Consider the following 13,670-nt stretch of genomic DNA (forward strand, 5'->3'; position numbering starts at 1 on the left):
ATGTAAACAAAATTAAATGAATTTACTGAGGAAATTCGAAAGGATGAACATATTATGTCAAAATTTACTGAAATGATGAAAAACCGTCGTTCAATCTATGCTTTAGGAGAAAACTTACCAATTTCAAAAGAAGAAGTAACTGCTTTAGTAAAAGAAGTTGTTAGAGAAAGTCCAACAGCTTTTAACTCTCAAACACAACGTGTTGTGTTCTTATTCGGCGATGCTCACAAAAAATTATGGGCAATGACTGAAGATGCCTTAAAACCATTAACTCCAGCAGAAGCATTTCCAAACACACAAGCTAAATTACAAGGTTTTGCAGCTGGTGCGGGCACAATTTTATTCTTTGAAGATACAGATATCGTGAAAAACTTACAAGATAGCTTCCCATTATATGCGGATAACTTCCCTGTTTGGTCTGAACAAGCAACTGGTTTAACACAAGCGAACGTTTGGACTGCCTTAGCGCAAGAAAATATTGGCGCAAACTTACAACACTACAACCCAGTCATTGACGAAGCGGTTGCTGCAGAATGGTCAATTCCTGCAAACTGGAATTTACGTGCACAAATGGTTATTGGTTCCATTGAAGCGCCAGCTGGCGAAAAAGAATACATGGAAGATAGTGCTCGTTTTAAAGAATTCAACTAAATCATTGCTTTAGTAAAACAAAGAGGAAAGGAGTGAAAGCAAATGGTTCAAGCATTACCAAGTAATATTGGGATTCAACAAGTCACTTTGAAAGTGGCTGATTTAGATAAAATGGTAAACTTTTATACGAAAACAATTGGCTTAAAACTTTTAAAACAAGGAGAGGGACGTGCTTGGCTAGCGCCACAAGGCACCAACGATGCAATTCTTGTCTTAAAAGAACTAACAGCTGGGGAAGAAAATCAGGGTACCACTGGCTTGTACCATATTGCTTTCCTGCTACCAACCCGCAAAGATTTAGGCAATATGTTGCTGTGGCTTTTGCAGGAAAATGTGCAAATTGGCGCAGCAGATCATGGCTATAGTGAAGCCCTTTACTTAAGTGATCCAGAAAATAATGGCATCGAAATTTATTGGGATAAACCAGAAGAAGTCTGGTATATTCGTCCAAATGGTGAAATTATCGGTGTGACAGAAGAATTAGACGGTGATAGTTTAGCTGCAGAAGCTGACGGTCACTGGCTAGGAATTTCCGAAGGTTCTAAAATTGGGCACATTCATTTGAAAGTGGCCGATTTAGATACCACTGAAACGTTCTATAAAAACTTAGGGTTTGGCTTAAAGTCTAACTTTGGTCAACAAGCGAAGTTTTTTGCAGCGGGTCAGTATCATCATCATATTGGGACAAATACATGGAGCGGCAAACAGCTGCCAACGATTCAAGAAAATCAATTTGGCTTAGAAAATTACACCTTCCGTTTACCAACTGCGGCAGATTTAGAGATCGTCCAAGCCAATGCGGAAGAAGCAAAGTTACATTTTATTGCCAAAGATCATTTACTTGCGTTAGAAGATCCTAGCGGCATGATTATTCAATTTACCTATTAAAACCACTCTCAAACTAGCCCTTCGTTAGAAAATGAAGGACTAGTTTTTTTGTCTTTTTTGCATTATTTTGCATTTGTTTGCAAAATAATGCAAAAGATGCTATCTTTACTTAGAAGAGGTGAGGAAGCATGTTGATTGAAGAACGTTTAGCCAAGATTCAAAAAATAGTGAATGAACAAAAAAGTATTTCCATGGAAGCGTTAGCGGAGCAAGTCTCCGTTTCAAAAGATACTATTCGGCGAGATTTAATTCGTTTAGAAAAGGAAGGACATTTAAAGAGAACGCACGGTGGTGCTATCTCAGTGCAGTCTGAAGCAACTATTTACGATTATGCTCAACGAATAGTGAAGCATCCAGAGAAAAAACAAGCGATTGCCCAAAAAGTTTGGGCAACCATTCCCAAACAAGCGTCCATTTTTTTTGATTCATCAACCACGGTGGAAGAAGCTATTCGAGCGATGGAAAATAGTCCGGTTCACGCGATCACGAACTCTCTCAGTCATGCGCTACTTCTAGCGCAAATGGATCAAACCAAAATTACAGTATTACCTGGGCAACTGCATAAACAACAACTCTTTTTGTTTGGGGCAGAAACAGTCGCTAAGGTTGGGGAATTTGCCCCTGACTATACATTATTAGGTGTGTTTGCGTTATCTGAACAAGGATTATTTATTCACACAGAAGAAGAAGGTCAAGTCAAACGGCGAATGATTCAACAAGGCAAACAAGTCATTGCCTTAGCAGACCAAACGAAATTAAACAAAACGGGTTTATTTAAAATTTGCGAATTAACAGAAATTGATTGTTTAGTGACAGATACACGACCTGATGAAAAATTTTGCGAGCAGTTAGCGAAAGCAGGCGTAACGTTGATTGTTGCAGATGAATAATGGAGGATAATAATGAAGCGAAAAATTAATTATACACATATTGCTGAACCTACTGTTTTTGAGAATGTTTTTCCAACGTATTTGACGAATGAAACGATGATGGCGCGTAAGCAGAAAGTATTACAACGAATGAAAACAGAAAAATTCGATCAATTGGTCTTCTATGCAGACAAAGAGCATGGCAGTAATTTTGAATACTTAACTGGCTTTATTCCGAGGTTTGAAGAAGGACTCCTTGTGTTAAATAAGGATGGTGCGGCGACACTTATTTTAGGCAATGAAAATTTAAAACTGTGCCAACATGCCCGCATCTCAGCCGATTTAATTCATTATCCAGCTTTTTCGCTACCGAATCAACCAATGGCTGGAGAACAAAAGTTGGCGCAGATTTTTGAAACGCTTCTCGATGAAACTGCTCAAAAAATAGGTATCGTTGGGTGGAAAATGTTTACGACACAACAGCAAGAACCTGCTACTATGTTTGATGTGCCACATTTTATTGTCGAAGCACTGAAAAAAGCGCTGCCGAAAGAAGCTCGTTTACTAAATGGGACCCACTTATTGATTGGAGCAAAGGGGGCCCGCACAACAAATAATGCCAACGAATTGGCGCACTATGAATATGGGGCGAATTTGGCTTCTCGCAGTATGTTAAAGGCCTTAAATGCAATTGAAGTAGGACAGCGTGAAACGGACATTGGGGCTTTGTTAAATGATGAAGGTCAAACGCCGACGGTAGTAACCATTGCGGCAACTGGTCAACGTTTTGAATATGCAAACATGTATCCGACTGCCAAAAAAATTCAGTTAGGTGATGCCTTATCATTAACTACAGGCTACAAAGGCGGCTTGTCTAGCCGAACAGGTTTTGTTATTGAAAACGAGCAGCAATTGCCAGAAGCGCAACGTGATTATTTAGAGCGCGTAGCAAAACCCTATTTTCAAGCTGTCGTTCACTGGCTTGAAACCATTCGAATCGGACTGTTAGGGCGAGAAATGTACCAAGCGATTGAAGAACAGTTACCAAAAGAAATCTATCACTGGCATTTGAATCCTGGGCATTTAGTTTCGGATGATGAATGGATGTCGTCGCCTATTTATCCAGATTCAGCCATTCGCTTGGAAAGTGGCATGCTCTTTCAAGTGGATATTATTCCTTCTGTACCTGGTTATACAGGGGTGAGTGCAGAAGAATGTGTGGCTTTGGCTGATGAAACATTGCAAAAAGAGATTCAGCAAACTTATCCAGACATGTGGCAACGGATTGCGACACGCAGAGCCTATTTAAAAGAGACATTGAAGATTGACTTACCAACGGAGGTTTTACCAATGTCTAATTTAGTTGGTTACTTACGGCCTTTTTATTTAGCTAAAGACAAAGCTTTGTGTGTAGAAAAACCAGCTCCTAAATGAGTAGGCTCCTTTTTTGAGTTTCTTTTGGGCCTTATTTATAATCAATATAGCGAAGGAAGAACACCAGAAGAGAGGCGTGATGGTAAATGCATTATCCTGAACATCTGAAACAAGCAGTTTTAGCTAAAGCGAAAGACTTACCATTAGAAGGTTTTGTGGAAGGGCAAGGCCCGCAACAGCCAAAAGTGATGCTGATTGGGGAAGCCCCTGGAAAAGAAGAAATTAAAGAAAACGTACCATTTATAGGGCGTTCAGGTCAATTGTTGATGGAACAATTACAACAAGTTGGCTTAAGTCGTGAAACGGTGTATATCACCAGTGCGGTTAGGAGTCGGCCTTTTTCTGTAAAAACGAAGCAGATTGCAAAAACGGGAGAAAGAGTAACCAAATTTCCTAATCGAACGCCAACCAAAGAAGAAATCAAAATTTTTGCGCCTTTGCTTGATTGGGAAATCGCTGTTTGCCAACCTGAACTAATTTTGACACTGGGGAATATTGGGTTGCAACGACTTTTAGGACCAAAGCCAACAATCACTGCAGTGCACGGAACGGTCATTCAGTCGCCCATTCAAACATTTGATGAGCAATCACAAAACTATCATTGGACGCAGAAAACCTATCAAATCATTCCACTCTTCCATCCAGCGGCTGTCTTTTATAATTATCGTTTAAAAGAAGTCGTGAAAGAAGATTGGCAAGTGGTTCAAAAACAACTGCAACTGCTTAAGAAAGTTTAAAATGAGAAAAATAAAAGGATGGTTGTTTTTTCGAAGAGAGAATGCTAACCTAGAAGTATCAATAAATAGACAGATTATTTAATCGCTGGGTTGAATAATTGAAGGATTCTGATTTTTGCGTAAGCCTTGAAGCAAAAAGAATGAGTCCTTTTTTTGTTAGAAGGAGATTTGGGTATGGAGCAAACACAGCAAAACCATTTTACTGCGTTGTTTTATAAAAATGTTCTGTTAGGAATTTTAAGTATGGCGGCGCAATCAATTTTTATTTTGGCGGACACATTTTTCATTGCAAATGGGATCGGCACCGAGGCGTTGGCGGGGCTTAACATTGTCTTACCACTCGTTAATATTATTAATGGATTAGGTTGGATGTTTGGGGTTGGCGGCGCTACGTTGTTTTCGACCACGGTTGCGCAAAAAGAAATCAAAAAAGCCAATCAGTATTTTAGTTTAACGATTGGGTTAGTTTTCGTTATAGGAAGTCTCTTTACTTTAGCGAGTTTGATTTTTTCCGATCAAATTATTCGGGGACTTCAGGGGACCGGTGTCTTGTTTGGTTTGGCAAAGGAATATTATATGATTTACCTTAGCTGTTCATTATTATTTATTTTAAACAATTGCCTGATTACTTTTTTAAGAAATGACCATAATCCTCGTTTGGCAACGATTGCTTTTGTCAGTGGGGGAATTGTCAATATTATTTTGGATTATGTCTTTATTTATCAATTTGGGTGGGGCATGGCAGGCGCGGCCATTGCAACGGTGATGTCACCTTTAACAAGCTTAATCCTGATTACGTTGCATAAGTGGTCGCCGCAACGAGTTTTACGTTTTGAAAAGTTTAAAGTGAAATTTCAGGATGTTCGAGAAATTATGTCGATTGGTTTTTCCTCCTTTTTAAATGAATTTTCTTCGGCCTTTGTCATGTTTTTATTTAATATTGTTTTGTTAAACTTAGTTGGTCATGTGGCGATTTCAGCTTATGCGATTGTTGCCAATCTCAATATTATTGTGATTGCTATTTTTACAGGGATTGGGCAAGGGGCGCAACCATTACTCAGCCGATACTATGGTTTAGGGGAAACGAAGGTGTTGCGTAAATTTGTTAAACTTAGCTTTATTACGTACTTGGTCGCCGGCTTCCTGTTCTTTTTAATCAGTCAAGTGTTTACGGGACAAATTATTGAGGTCTTTAATAGCGAAGGGAACGACCAGTTGGCGCAAATTGCTAGGACAGCCATCCGCTTATATGCGATTTCCTTCTTGTTTACAGGATTGAATTTTATGGGGATTTATTACTTTTCGGCAGTTCGTAAACCGAAAATGGCACTAATGATTTCCTCTTTGCGTGGGTTCTTTTTAATTGTGCCAGTTTTATTTATTTTGGTGAAATTACTAGGATTAACCGGTGTTTGGTTAGCCATGCCAGTAGTTGAATTTGTTACGTTTGGACTAATGCTTGTGGGCTACCTTGCGTATCGAAACTATTTGAAAAAAAGAGAAGCAGTAACCTGATGTTGGTTACTGCTTCTTTTTTGCTTAGTTTACATAGTTTTCAGTTAAAGTCATGAATTGTTCCACATCTTTTAGGACTTGATCAATGCCGGCTTGCCAGAAATCAGGTTTTGTTAAGTCAACATTTAAATGTTTTTTCGCTAATTCTTCGCTTGTCATCGAAGCAGTGTCTCTTAATAACGCAATGTATTGGTCTTCAAAAGAGCTGCCTTGTTGATTGGCATACGCATAGATACCCATGCTGAATAGATAGCCAAAAGTATATGGGAAATTATAGAAAGGCACATCATCAATAAAGAAGTGCAATTTGCTCGCCCAGAAATGAGGATGATAACTGCCAAGACTATCTTTGTAGCTTTCTTTTTGCGCCGCTAACATTAATTCAGTAATATCTTCTTCCGCTACTAAACCTTTTTGGCGCGCTTGATAAAAATTATTTTCAAAGATAAAACGCGCATGAATGTTCATAAACATAGCAATGGCATTTTGCATTTTTGTGTCTAAAAGGTTAATCTTTTCAACGTCTGATTTGGCCTCTTTTAAGGTGGCGTCAGCAACAATCAATTCTGCAAAGGTACTAGCCGTTTCTGCTACGTTCATGGCATACTCTCGATTCAATGAAGGTAAATCCCACATCACGCTACTATGGAAAGCGTGACCTAATTCATGGGCTAAAGTAGCTACTTCGTTGATTGAATTGCCAAAGGTCATGAAAATACGCGACTCTTGTGTTTCAGGTAATTCTGTACAATAACCCCCAGGACGTTTGCCTGGACGATCTTCAGCTTCAATCCAACTTTTTTCAAAAGCCATTTGGGCAAAATCGGCCATTTTCGGACTGAATTTACGGAAATTTTCTAAAATAAAGGCAGCGGCTTGATCAAAGGAATACGTTTTTTCTTCTAAATCACCTAAAATAATTGGTGCATCTTGGTCTTGCCAATCCATTTTTTCTTTACCGAATAATTGCGCTTTGCGCGTTAGAAAGTCGACGAATGGTTGTTTATTTTTTTGGATGGTTTCCCACATAACCGTTAATGTTTCTTGACTCATTCGATTATAGTTTAAGGGATTTTCTAAATAATCTGTAGTGCCATGCAATTTGTAATCAGATAAACGGAACCCATCCAAGTGATTTAGGGTGTCTGCTAAAATTGAAGCTTTGCCACTCCAAGCTTTCTCCCAGGCTGTAAACAAACGTTGACGAACCTCTTTGTCAGGATCTCCCATCATGCGGTTAAAGGCTTGGCCTGCAGATAGTTCTGTCACAGAGCCATCTTTTTCTTCAAAAGGAATCACAATGGAAGCAACAATCGTATCGTAATGTGTACTCCAAGCATTTAACCCATCTAGAGAAAGCGTATTGATGATATTTTCTTCTTGTTCGGAAAGCAGTTTTTTTCCATCACGTCGTAATTCATTTAAGCGAAAAGCCATTGTTTTAAACGGTTCTTCGGCTAACAGGTCTTGCCAATGTTCTGCTGAAATCTCGGTGATTTTTTTAGTAAAAATGGTTTCAGCTAATTGAATCGCTGGCAACAGATTGTATAAATCGCCTGATAAAATTTTGGCCTTGGTATCATTAGTATTAGCAGAAATTAAAGCAGTTAAAAAACTATTACATTGTGAAAAGCCATTTGAGATTTTCCCTTGTAACGTTAAGATTTCAGCAAATTGTTCTTTGCCTTGGGCACTTTCTGGTGTCCATTCTGTGATTAATTGATGGTACTCTTTTGTCTGTTCGGTTAATTGAGTCATTCGTTGGCTAAGTTCTTTGGACTCGCTCCCATTGAGGAAAATACTGTCTAAATCCCATGTAATAGAATAGGTCATATCCAATCCTTCTTTCATTTTTTTCTTTTCAGTATATCATAAGACCTAAGAGAAGTTGTTTCTTTTTCCCTCGAAACCGACTATAATAAAAAAGAATTTTCCGTGGCAGACACGGGGCAACTTGAAACCAAGAAAAGAGGATTATATGAAAAATTATTTGAAAGATAGTAATTTATATTTAGTCATTGCGTTTGTTATTATGGCCATTTTATTTTTCAGTTCATCACAGACGTATGAACAGCAATCACAAGTTGGTCTTTTAGATAAACTTCTGGGCAGTCATCCTTTTGAAGAACAATTAAAAAACATTTCTTTTCAATATGCTGGCAGTGAAGTGAGCATTCAAGCTAGTGGTTATAGTAAATTTGTTGAATTTTTTATTCGTAAGGGAGCCCATTTTGGTACGTATTTTCTATTAGGTGGTAGTTGGTTTATTGGATTAGTGCCAAGAATCAAAGGTCTGTTTTTAACAGCTGTTGTTTCCTGGCTAGCTGCTACTGGCTATGCAGGTTTAGATGAATTTCATCAAATGATCACAGGCGGAAGGACCCCTCTTTTTCAAGATGTTATGTTGGATGCCATGGGTGCTTTGACAGCCATCGTTATTTGTTTGGTGGTTCATGGTTTGAAGAAAAATAAAAAAAGAAGACGCTAATTTAGAAGAGCTTCGTTTATTCGTCAGAAAGATGGATAAGCGAGGGTCTTTTTTTGGTAGCGCTTGTTCCTAACTGAAAAGAAGAGTAGAATAAAGGAGAATAGTAACGAAAAGTCAGGAGGAATCAAGGATGTCAGGACACAGCAAATGGAGCAACATTCAAGGGCGTAAAAATGCGCAAGATGCCAAACGTGGGAAAATTTTCCAAAAAGTTTCAAGGGAAATCTATATGGCGGCAAAAGCAGGTGGCCCTGACCCCGCAATGAATCCTGCTTTACGTTTAGCAGTCGATAAAGCTAAGTCAGCCAATATGCCCAATGATAATATTGCGCGCGCCATAAAAAAAGCCAGTAGTGCTGGTGAAGGGGAACATTATGACGAGGTAACTTATGAAGGATACGGGCCAGGTGGCGTGGCAGTTTTAGTTCATGCACTAACAGATAACCGCAACCGAACGGCCACCAATGTTCGCGTCGCGTTTACTCGAAATGGTGGCTCTTTAGGTGAAACGGGTTCGGTGAATTATATGTTTGATCGTAAAGGCTATATTGTCATTAAGCGAGAAGATCATGCAATTGAGGAAGACGACATGCTAGAAGTCGTTTTGGAAGCAGGCGGCGAGGATTTAGAAACATCACCAGAAGTATTTGAAATTTACACAGCACCAGAAGATTTTACAGCGGTTCGCGATGCTTTAGAACAAGCAGGTTATTCATTAGCACAAGCTGAATTAACAATGGTTCCGCAAACCTTACTAACCTTGAACGATGAACAAAAAGCGCAATTAGAGCGCTTGGTTGACAAGTTAGAAGACGATGATGATGTGTCAGAAGTATTTACCTCTGCAGAAAATCTATAAAATAAAGGGATGCTTGGCATCCTTTTATTCATAAAATGAAAGCGGATACAGAATGGAGGGCATTTTGAAAAAGAGAATTTGTTTACAAGCAATCAGGGAAGAAGCGGAAGCCTATTATCGTAACGGTGATTTTTATTGCTCGGAAGCGATTGTGGCGACCATTCGGCAACACTTCGATGCGGAGATTCCCATTGAAGCTGTGGCCATGGCTTCTGGGTTTCCTGTAGGTGTTGGAGGAGCGAAGTGTATTTGTGGTGCTCTTTCAGGCGGGGTTATGTGTCTGGGCTACTTTTTTGGTCGGACAGAAGCCAAAGGAGAACAAGTAAATAAAACGATGGCTTTAGCCAACGAATTGCATCAAAGTTTTCGACAAAAGCATCGAGTGGTTTGCTGCAGTATTTTGACAAGTAAAATGACGATGGGTTCACCTGAGCATATGGAACAATGCATTGGCTTTACTGGAGAAATCGCTGAAACAACCGCAAAAATTATTGCACGAGAACTTGCTTACGAATTAGTCTAGTAAAAAATGAGAGAGGAGCAACCAGATTCATTCACCTGAATCTGGTTGCTCCTCTCTCATTTAATACGTAATCAATTAACCAAGTACTTTTTCATAAGCTTCCACTTGAGATAAGACACGTTGGAGCTGTAATTCATTTTCAATATAGTTGATTGAATTACCTAAATCTTCTTGGCGGTTTGTTTCTAAACGATCGACTTCTTTTTTTGCTTCGTTCAATAAGTGTAGAACTTCTTCCTTAGATAACATGTACTCACCTCCTTGCGCAGTTCATCTACTATTAGTGTACTCCTTTTTTTCAAAAAAGGGCAATAATAGGATATTAAAAAACAAAAATAGCGGTTAGAACCGCTATTTTTGTTTACTCATGGCGTTGTTGTGCTAAAATCGCTTCGATTCGTTCTCTTTGATCTGCCAAAAAGTGAGGCAAATAAAGGGGGATTTCATCAAAGTTTGAACTTTGATTTTCGTAGGCTTCGGCATCTAACAGGCCTTTTTGTGTGGCTACTTCAAATAACAAGTGGTTCGGTTCTCTAAAATACAATGATTTGAAAAATTCGCGGTCTTTAATTCCTGAGTTTGTAAAATTCTTTTCCTCTAACAGGCTATCAACTTGCGTTAATTCTTGCGTATCTTCCACCCCAAAGGCGACGTGATGAACGCCACCAATTCCTTCAATGGCAAGCGGATTGGTACGGTCATCAATGATGTGTACCTCTTGATAAAACTGTGGATGATGATTTTCCAGAACGGTTACTTCATGCGCAGTTTCAAAAAAAGGTACTGTTTCTTTTTCATGCCAATGTAAATAATCCACTAAAGGTTGTTTGGTAGCTGCGGCATATTGGACGCGTAATTGAATTGCATCAATGCCTAAAATTGCATGTTCTACTGGAATTTCAGAATGCTCAGCTGGAAAATAATCTTCCGCATTTTCAAATTCACGTAACGGAACAAGCGCCATTTGCGTATTATCGGGCGCTTCAAAACGCAAAATTGGGTGTTGGTTAAATGTTTCCACACCATAGTGGCAGATACCCGCTTGCTCAAGACGTTCTGCCCAAAAATCCAAAGAGGCGCGCGTTGGTACTTTTAAAATAGTTCGTTCAATTGTATTTGTCCCAAAGGATTGATCTTGGCCATCATTCAATTCAAAAAAAGTTAATTCGGTACCTGTTCGTTGCTCATTATCTGAGAAAAATAAGTGATACATGGTGTGGTCATCTTGGTTGATCGTTTTCATTAGTAATTTTAATCCCAGTGTATTATGATAGAAGTCAAATGTAGGCTTTATCAATCGATTTAAAATAGAGATGTGATGAATTTGTGCATACATAGTAAAATTCCTTTCTTGGAGGTTTATTAAATGAAACAATTTTTTCAAAAAGGGTCGAAACCTAATCAATTAGTTGTCGCTTTCCATGGTACTGGTGGCAATGAATATCAATTATTAACGACCATCGCAACCCTTTATCCAGAAGCGAGTGTTCTAAGTTACTTAGGGACAGAAGGTGTAGGCGAACAGCGACGCTTTTTTGCGCCATTAGTTAATGGAGCCTTACCTCGTGCTAACTTTGATGAGCGAGTGACTGCGTTTCTAGAAGAAGTTTGGCAACCGCGAAAGTTATACGATGAAGTTATTTTTATAGGGTACTCTAACGGTGCCAATTTTATTTTAGGCCTGTTAGAAAAGAACCCGACTATTGCTAACACTGTTATTTTACTGCATCCAAGCAATTTAGGCTATCAATATGTATCTGGTGAGTTTGCGACAAAAGTGATTGTCACAACAGGGGCTCAGGATGAGTTGAGTATTCCGGGACAAGTTCTTTCTTTAGCTAATCAATTAAAGAAACATTTCCCAGTCGACTTTTTACTAGTGGATGGCGGTCATGGCTTATCGGAAGAAGAAGTAACGAAAATAAAAGAAGTTCTTTAAAAAACAAGCTGCAACCTTTGTTGATAAGTGGTTGCAGCTTGTTTTTTTCATGTGTGTTTAAATGATTTAGTTCTTTTTATTAATGAAAGCTTCCGCAAGGGCAAAGTCTCCTGCGTAAGGTTCATCTATGCCGTTTACTTTTTGATAAAGGTCGGCGCCTTTACCAGCTAAGACAATCGCATCATCAGCCGTTGTGCTTAAAGACAATGCGTGAGCAATTGCTTCGCCACGATCTAAAACGGTGTAAACAGGCATTTCTTTGGTAATATGGGCTTGAATTTCTTGGCAAATTTTTGCTGGATCTTCACTGGCTGGGTCATCGGTTGTTAGGACTGCAACATCAGCCAATTCAGAAAGAACCCTACCAAAGTCTTTGCGGCGAGAAATCGCTTTGTCTCCCGTGCTACCAACAAGAACAATTAAGCGGCCGTCAGGATGTTCTTCACGGACAAAGGTTAAAAGATTCTTCAAACTGTCATAGTTATGAGCGTAATCAACATAGACGGTTGCACCGTTGGTATTCGTTAAAGATTCCATCCGGCCAGGGACGGTGGTTGCTGCGATCCCTTGTTGACACTCTTCTTTTGAAGCTCCCACAAGGACACTGGCAATCGCCGCACTTAACGCATTACCTTTGTTAAAATCACCACCTAAACGAAGGTGATAAGAGCCGGCCAATCCTAACGCATCTGCAGGACTTTCAACGATAAAACGTAAGGAATCCTCTGAAGAAACAGCGAATGAATAGTCTACTTCTGGAGCCGGCTGACTGCCATAGACAATGGCAGGGACTTTTTGCTGTTGTGCAGTTTCTTTAAGTAATGGAAAATAATCAGCTTCGTGATTCAACACAATGACTTTAGAATGTGTAATCAATTGACGTTTGCAATAAAAGTAATCGTCAAAGGTTGGATGTTCAATTGGACTGATATGGTCGGGGGTAATGTTTAAAAAAATGCCGACATCAAAAAACAGCTTGTAGACACGATTAGTTTTGTAGGCTTGGGAAGAAACTTCCATAATAAAATGAGTTATCCCGTTAGCAACAGCGGTTGCCATCATTCGATACAAGTCCAAAGATTCGGGTGTAGTCAATGCAGATTTAAAGAATGTTTTGCCATCTAATGTCGAATTCATGGTAGAAAGCAAGGCTGTTTTTTGTTGTGTAGCAACATCTAAAATATATTTGGTGAAATAAGCCGCTGTTGTTTTACCTTTGGTTCCAGTAAAGCCAATCAGTTTTAATTTATTTTGTGGATAATCATAAAAAGCCATGCTTAACACAGCCATTGCTTTTTTAATGTCAGTTACGATAATTCCTAGTTGCGCCGGAACCTCATAAGGCACCTCAGAAACATAGATTTCTAGGCCGTCTTTTACAGCATTTTCTAAATAGATTTCTTTAAAGTTTAATCCTTTACAAAAAAAGAGTGTTTCTGCTGTTACGTCTCTCGAATCGTAAGAAAGAGCCGTTACTTCTCGTTGACCTAACGTGTCGGAAAGAGTCAAGTGCCAGCCTTCTGGTGAAATAAATTCTTTTAATAAATCTTCTTTTTCTAAGCAATCGCGAATTGCGAATAATGAAATCGTCACTTTTTTTTCCTCCAAACGTTTCAACGAAATTTCAAAACTGATGTCATTATAGCATTATTTTTCTTTTAAAAAAACCATCTCGTTAGCGTGAGAAAATCCATGAGAAATGTTAAAATAGGATAATTCTTCGAGAAAGTCGTTGCATATCCCAAGATGAACAATTAAAATAAAGAA

Annotated in this window: 14 protein-coding genes; 10 read left to right on the top strand and 4 right to left on the bottom strand. The window is 39.0% G+C overall.

Annotation, left to right across the window (positions count from 1 at the left end; genetic code table 11):
- Nucleotides 1-54 precede the first annotated feature (54 nt).
- The 6 genes from IGJ41_RS02270 to IGJ41_RS02295 all read left to right on the top strand — a co-directional run bounded on the left by IGJ41_RS02270 (nucleotide 55) and on the right by IGJ41_RS02295 (nucleotide 6,094).
- The gene (locus tag IGJ41_RS02270) at nucleotides 55-651 is read left to right on the top strand and encodes a nitroreductase family protein (protein ID WP_002355475.1); all 597 of its coding nucleotides are present in this window, start codon (nucleotides 55-57) and stop codon (nucleotides 649-651) included.
- A 42-nt stretch (nucleotides 652-693) separates the two neighbouring features.
- Nucleotides 694-1,539 carry a VOC family protein gene (locus tag IGJ41_RS02275; RefSeq protein ID WP_438713802.1) on the top strand — a complete coding sequence of 282 codons (846 nt, stop codon included), beginning with the start codon at nucleotides 694-696 and terminating at the stop codon, nucleotides 1,537-1,539.
- Between the two features lie 128 nt (nucleotides 1,540-1,667).
- Nucleotides 1,668-2,429: a DeoR/GlpR family DNA-binding transcription regulator gene (locus IGJ41_RS02280; protein ID WP_104855763.1), complete on the top strand. Its 762-nt coding sequence runs from the start codon at nucleotides 1,668-1,670 to the stop codon at nucleotides 2,427-2,429.
- A 12-nt stretch (nucleotides 2,430-2,441) separates the two neighbouring features.
- A complete protein-coding gene (locus IGJ41_RS02285) occupies nucleotides 2,442-3,842 on the top strand; it encodes a M24 family metallopeptidase (RefSeq protein WP_104874317.1) in 1,401 nt (466 codons plus the stop codon).
- 86 nt (nucleotides 3,843-3,928) lie between these two features.
- Complete coding sequence (locus tag IGJ41_RS02290; RefSeq protein WP_002361229.1) at nucleotides 3,929-4,579, top strand: uracil-DNA glycosylase; 651 nt, start codon at nucleotides 3,929-3,931, stop codon at nucleotides 4,577-4,579.
- A gap of 174 nt (nucleotides 4,580-4,753) precedes the next feature.
- Entirely contained in the window at nucleotides 4,754-6,094 is a 1,341-nt protein-coding gene (locus IGJ41_RS02295) for an MATE family efflux transporter (protein ID WP_002367982.1), read from the top strand.
- Nucleotides 6,095-6,118: 24 nt separating this feature from the next.
- Here the strand turns inward: IGJ41_RS02295 and IGJ41_RS02300 are convergent, their stop codons facing one another.
- Nucleotides 6,119-7,945 carry a M3 family oligoendopeptidase gene (locus tag IGJ41_RS02300; protein ID WP_438713804.1) on the bottom strand — a complete coding sequence of 609 codons (1,827 nt, stop codon included), beginning with the start codon at nucleotides 7,943-7,945 and terminating at the stop codon, nucleotides 6,119-6,121.
- A gap of 127 nt (nucleotides 7,946-8,072) precedes the next feature.
- On the opposite strand from IGJ41_RS02300, the gene IGJ41_RS02305 reads away from it, so the two are divergent.
- The 3 genes from IGJ41_RS02305 (at nucleotide 8,073) to IGJ41_RS02315 (ending at nucleotide 9,964) form a co-directional block, all read left to right on the top strand.
- The gene (locus tag IGJ41_RS02305; protein ID WP_002355488.1) at nucleotides 8,073-8,582 is read left to right on the top strand and encodes a VanZ family protein; all 510 of its coding nucleotides are present in this window, start codon (nucleotides 8,073-8,075) and stop codon (nucleotides 8,580-8,582) included.
- Between the two features lie 130 nt (nucleotides 8,583-8,712).
- Nucleotides 8,713-9,441: a YebC/PmpR family DNA-binding transcriptional regulator gene (locus IGJ41_RS02310; RefSeq protein WP_002361233.1), complete on the top strand. Its 729-nt coding sequence runs from the start codon at nucleotides 8,713-8,715 to the stop codon at nucleotides 9,439-9,441.
- 52 nt (nucleotides 9,442-9,493) lie between these two features.
- Nucleotides 9,494-9,964, top strand: coding sequence for a C-GCAxxG-C-C family protein (locus tag IGJ41_RS02315; RefSeq protein WP_002384891.1), 471 nt, complete (start codon nucleotides 9,494-9,496; stop codon nucleotides 9,962-9,964).
- A gap of 75 nt (nucleotides 9,965-10,039) precedes the next feature.
- Here the strand turns inward: IGJ41_RS02315 and IGJ41_RS02320 are convergent, their stop codons facing one another.
- Both IGJ41_RS02320 and IGJ41_RS02325 read right to left on the bottom strand, forming a co-directional pair.
- Entirely contained in the window at nucleotides 10,040-10,213 is a 174-nt protein-coding gene (locus tag IGJ41_RS02320) for a hypothetical protein (RefSeq protein WP_002355495.1), read from the bottom strand.
- 112 nt (nucleotides 10,214-10,325) lie between these two features.
- Nucleotides 10,326-11,300: a ring-cleaving dioxygenase gene (locus tag IGJ41_RS02325; protein WP_002358652.1), complete on the bottom strand. Its 975-nt coding sequence runs from the start codon at nucleotides 11,298-11,300 to the stop codon at nucleotides 10,326-10,328.
- Nucleotides 11,301-11,330: 30 nt separating this feature from the next.
- On the opposite strand from IGJ41_RS02325, the gene IGJ41_RS02330 reads away from it, so the two are divergent.
- The gene (locus IGJ41_RS02330) at nucleotides 11,331-11,903 is read left to right on the top strand and encodes an alpha/beta hydrolase (protein ID WP_104855621.1); all 573 of its coding nucleotides are present in this window, start codon (nucleotides 11,331-11,333) and stop codon (nucleotides 11,901-11,903) included.
- Nucleotides 11,904-11,969: 66 nt separating this feature from the next.
- Here IGJ41_RS02330 and IGJ41_RS02335 read toward each other — a convergent pair whose 3' ends face one another.
- The gene (locus tag IGJ41_RS02335) at nucleotides 11,970-13,496 is read right to left on the bottom strand and encodes a UDP-N-acetylmuramoyl-L-alanyl-D-glutamate--L-lysine ligase (RefSeq protein ID WP_438713807.1); all 1,527 of its coding nucleotides are present in this window, start codon (nucleotides 13,494-13,496) and stop codon (nucleotides 11,970-11,972) included.
- Nucleotides 13,497-13,670 lie beyond the last annotated feature (174 nt).

Source organism: Enterococcus sp. DIV1537a (assembly GCF_051712085.1).
Taxonomy (GTDB): domain Bacteria; phylum Bacillota; class Bacilli; order Lactobacillales; family Enterococcaceae; genus Enterococcus; species Enterococcus faecalis.

Bases quoted from the DNA above. Each gene is read 5' to 3' on its own strand.
- IGJ41_RS02285 (WP_104874317.1), top strand. From the start codon at position 2,442: ATGAAGCGAAAAATTAATTATACACATATTGCTGAACCTACTGTTTTT.
- IGJ41_RS02270 (WP_002355475.1), top strand. From the start codon at position 55: ATGTCAAAATTTACTGAAATGATGAAAAACCGTCGTTCAATCTATGCT.
- IGJ41_RS02320 (WP_002355495.1), bottom strand. From the start codon at position 10,213: ATGTTATCTAAGGAAGAAGTTCTACACTTATTGAACGAAGCAAAAAAA.
- IGJ41_RS02295 (WP_002367982.1), top strand. From the start codon at position 4,754: ATGGAGCAAACACAGCAAAACCATTTTACTGCGTTGTTTTATAAAAAT.
- IGJ41_RS02325 (WP_002358652.1), bottom strand. From the start codon at position 11,300: ATGTATGCACAAATTCATCACATCTCTATTTTAAATCGATTGATAAAG.
- IGJ41_RS02280 (WP_104855763.1), top strand. From the start codon at position 1,668: ATGTTGATTGAAGAACGTTTAGCCAAGATTCAAAAAATAGTGAATGAA.
- IGJ41_RS02310 (WP_002361233.1), top strand. From the start codon at position 8,713: ATGTCAGGACACAGCAAATGGAGCAACATTCAAGGGCGTAAAAATGCG.
- IGJ41_RS02330 (WP_104855621.1), top strand. From the start codon at position 11,331: ATGAAACAATTTTTTCAAAAAGGGTCGAAACCTAATCAATTAGTTGTC.
- IGJ41_RS02315 (WP_002384891.1), top strand. From the start codon at position 9,494: ATGGAGGGCATTTTGAAAAAGAGAATTTGTTTACAAGCAATCAGGGAA.
- IGJ41_RS02300 (WP_438713804.1), bottom strand. From the start codon at position 7,945: ATGAAAGAAGGATTGGATATGACCTATTCTATTACATGGGATTTAGAC.
- IGJ41_RS02290 (WP_002361229.1), top strand. From the start codon at position 3,929: ATGCATTATCCTGAACATCTGAAACAAGCAGTTTTAGCTAAAGCGAAA.
- IGJ41_RS02305 (WP_002355488.1), top strand. From the start codon at position 8,073: ATGAAAAATTATTTGAAAGATAGTAATTTATATTTAGTCATTGCGTTT.
- IGJ41_RS02275 (WP_438713802.1), top strand. From the start codon at position 694: ATGGTTCAAGCATTACCAAGTAATATTGGGATTCAACAAGTCACTTTG.